This window comes from Vallitalea okinawensis (assembly GCF_002964605.1).
GTDB classification, from domain to species: Bacteria; Bacillota; Clostridia; order Lachnospirales; family PQDH01; genus Vallitalea_A; species Vallitalea_A okinawensis.
The window spans coordinates 1-3,227 of record NZ_PQDH01000044.1 but is presented as its reverse complement, the minus strand read 5'-3'; the positions used below and the strand labels follow the sequence as shown (position 1 = coordinate 3,227).

General features: G+C 30.1%; 5 protein-coding genes. 3 read left to right on the top strand and 2 right to left on the bottom strand.

Annotated features, from left to right (window positions below; genetic code table 11):
• A partial coding sequence (locus tag C1Y58_RS26170; protein ID WP_157950300.1) for a hypothetical protein occupies window positions 1–271 on the bottom strand: 271 nt, incomplete at its 3' end.
• A 235-nt stretch (window positions 272–506) separates the two neighbouring features.
• On the opposite strand from C1Y58_RS26170, the gene C1Y58_RS26165 reads away from it, so the two are divergent.
• On the top strand, window positions 507–764 hold the full coding sequence (locus tag C1Y58_RS26165; protein WP_105620101.1) for a hypothetical protein: 258 nt from the start codon (window positions 507–509) through the stop codon (window positions 762–764).
• Between the two features lie 144 nt (window positions 765–908).
• Here C1Y58_RS26165 and C1Y58_RS26160 read toward each other — a convergent pair whose 3' ends face one another.
• The gene (locus C1Y58_RS26160) at window positions 909–1,643 is read right to left on the bottom strand and encodes a hypothetical protein (protein ID WP_105620100.1); all 735 of its coding nucleotides are present in this window, start codon (window positions 1,641–1,643) and stop codon (window positions 909–911) included.
• A gap of 502 nt (window positions 1,644–2,145) precedes the next feature.
• Here C1Y58_RS26160 and C1Y58_RS26155 point away from each other — a divergent pair.
• Both C1Y58_RS26155 and C1Y58_RS26150 read left to right on the top strand, forming a co-directional pair.
• Complete coding sequence (locus C1Y58_RS26155; protein WP_105620099.1) at window positions 2,146–2,622, top strand: hypothetical protein; 477 nt, start codon at window positions 2,146–2,148, stop codon at window positions 2,620–2,622.
• Between the two features lie 62 nt (window positions 2,623–2,684).
• Window positions 2,685–3,113 (top strand): hypothetical protein, encoded by a 429-nt coding sequence (locus C1Y58_RS26150; protein ID WP_105620098.1) that lies wholly within the window; start codon window positions 2,685–2,687, stop codon window positions 3,111–3,113.
• The last annotated feature ends 114 nt before the right edge of the window (window positions 3,114–3,227 follow it).

Sequence of the window (3,227 nt, the reverse complement as noted above, 5' to 3'; positions counted from 1 at the left end):
TGTTTAATACATCATCTTTTGATAATTTGATTGCTTCTCTTATACGATCATGATCTTCTTTACTATAAAGCTTTAATGTAGTCTTTTCACTCTCAGTGGATAACTTTTCTCGCATTCGATTTTTTAGCTCTATCTCTGTTATCTCCCCTATGGAAATTGGAGATGCGGTGGATTCTAATAAGAGAACGATCTCATTCATAGTACTTACTACTTTATTATTGATTGAATGTTGTATTTGATTTTTGTTTATTGTTATTAATACGTCTATCATCTTTAACACTCCCTTAACTTTACTGAATTGTAGTATAATTGAGATAATATGAAACCACAGTTCTTGCATGAATAATCATGTTAAATTATAACATATAATGTAACATAATTGAATCTTATATATAGTAAAAGAATATTACCTAGATTCTAGTATAAATACTAGGCTAACTTTTTATTTAATGAACCTGACACAGAATGTATGTTTGTGTATTATGAATATATGGAAGGTGATATAAATGAATGTATTAAATAAACCAATTGACGTGATTACTTGGACAAAAGAAAATGGATCTATGATACCTTTTAAGTTCAGAATAACTGAAAATGACGAAACTTATTCTTGTAAATTGAAAGTTCAAAGTACTGAAGAGATGAAGCAATGTGGAAAGATATTTTACAGATATGTTTGCGAAACTGAGATAAATTATCGAATTAAGATGTGTGAAATTAGATATAACAAAAATGCGATGTCATGGACCTTATTTAAGATATAAGGTTCTTTTGATTTATAAAACAGTCAAAAAGATTTATAGTTATTTTTTTAAGATATTTGGTCTATATACAAATACATCATGCTCAGTATATGAATCATGATGTATTTAACATATTCTATATCAGTTCATTTAACTAGCTTGAATTCATGCCCCTCTTAAAAATATAACACTATCCCAAATAACGAAGCAACTCGTCAAAGTAAGACATTCTAAAGTTACTTTGACTACATTTTTACTATAAAATGCTATATCATTTGAAACAGGTGAAATTGGTGTTGGCAAAATAAATTTTAAACATGAGCGATTTACTAATTCTACAATGACAGTTAGGGTACATTGATCTGTATTTGGTTCTAAATCTATATTCATTGACATCTCAGTAGGTTCATTGCTTTGAAATATTACCTGATTCTCACCACTTTGTAGCTCTAAAAATGAATTCCCGATGAGCTCGTTTTCTACAGGACATTCACAATTTGGATTAGTTTCAGATCCTCTTAAAATAATATTTAAAGTCCAGAAACCCCTACAATTCCCCACATCTAAACTATCACTTTTACATTCTATCGTTACTTTACGTGCAGCTTTAGTTATGAAAAAAATTTCATTACCGGTACTAAGGATATTGTTTTTAGGAATTTCGAATACCAAGTCTTCATCATTTTCTAATTCTACAATGACCATAATCCTACAATCATTCAAGGTGCCACTTTGCCCTATTTCCATATTAATTTCCACAGGCTCGTCACTTTCAAATATCTTTATGCAATTACCACATTCTAGACTAAAATTTCCAGTAATTGTCCTAACAGAACTGATAGAACACTCACATTCACGCTCAGTTATCGTCTTATATTTGCATTCAGATTTAAATGACATAATAAAAACACTTCCTTCTATTGGTCTTACTTCACTATATGCTTGTACAATATTTTTGTTACAGCACAGTTTTCTCAACTTCAATAAATTCCAATTTAATGTATATTGTGATATAATTTACACAATTAGTTTAGAGGGGGTGTGAATTATTAAAGAAATAGAACTTAAGAACATCTATAAAACAGAGATCAGATTCGATAAATCTGGAGTAAATATCTCAAAGGTTAAGCAAGAGATAATCTATAAAGATATTACTAAAATAACCTTTAGTACCAAAGATACTATATCTAGGGCTAGTCTTAATAGCAGAATTTACTTTAGTCCTACAAGTGTTAACTTTAAGGTTTACTTTTTCTCTGAGGAAGATCACTACCCTATCCTTTTTGATAAAGCTGTTGCAAGGTGTAAATCTCACTGTGAAGAATCTATTGGACGATTAAGTAACTACCTAAGAGACTTAGATAACATCACAGCAAAAGTTTAATGTAGGGAGGATTATCGTATGGAATACAAACTAACCGCACTACTCATTATAGTGATGATTACTACCTTGAGCGGATGTTCTAATAAAACCACTTACGAAGAGTATGACCTAAGAAGTCATCTTAACCAAAATGAATATTCATCTGAAAACGCGCTGGATAGTAACTTAATAGAACTGGAGAAACGACCGCAAGAATTTGAAAACCAATCATCTCAGTCCGAAGAACTCATTATAGAAAAAGATATAACTACTGAGCAAAAAATATCTATGGAAGACGCTATTAAGGAGACTCAGGAACTTATTAATAAAGAACTAGATAATAGATTAGACGGCATCGAAAAAGATAACGGCAGTGATTCTCCTGTAATATTAGTATTCGATGAACCAATTACGGTTTCAGATACACCTTCTGCTACATGGTCACTATACAGTTCTAATAGTGAAGACATCCCATGGATGGTTATCGAAGATGGAGCTATCAGTTCTAATGATTAAATTATATTTTACCTAATATTTGATTATTATTAGTAACTATTTGATAACAGAGGAGATGCCTCATGAAGTTAACAATTAAGTATATTATATTGATGGGGATACATTTTGCAACGCTTGCATATGTACCAGATGGGATAGGAAAAGCATTAATCCTTGGTTTTGTATTATTTTATGCTACACTTTTTGGATTAGCTAATCGTGAAAGTATGGTATTAAGTATGCATATCGATAAAAGAATCTCTAGATTATTTTTCTTTGAGAATATAAGTCATAGAATCAGTATATGGATTATTCTATGGGGTGTCTATGTAAACTTATCTTTGGTATTCATATTTTGTCTTATACTCATTGATAAGTTTATTATGACAATTAATTTAGAGAACTTCGTTAGTGCATATATGCCAATTAGTTTATTTATTATGTTTTTGCTATGTACGCTAATGATTATTCTTGAAGTGGTTTATGATACTAAAAATCGTAGAAGGAAATAGGTATTGTAAAAGGGGAGAGAATTATTTTAGTTTCAATCGGGAGTGTAACATTAATTGTGTAAAAATCCAATCTGGCTATGTATAGTTAGTTGGATTTTTCTTCCATATTTATAA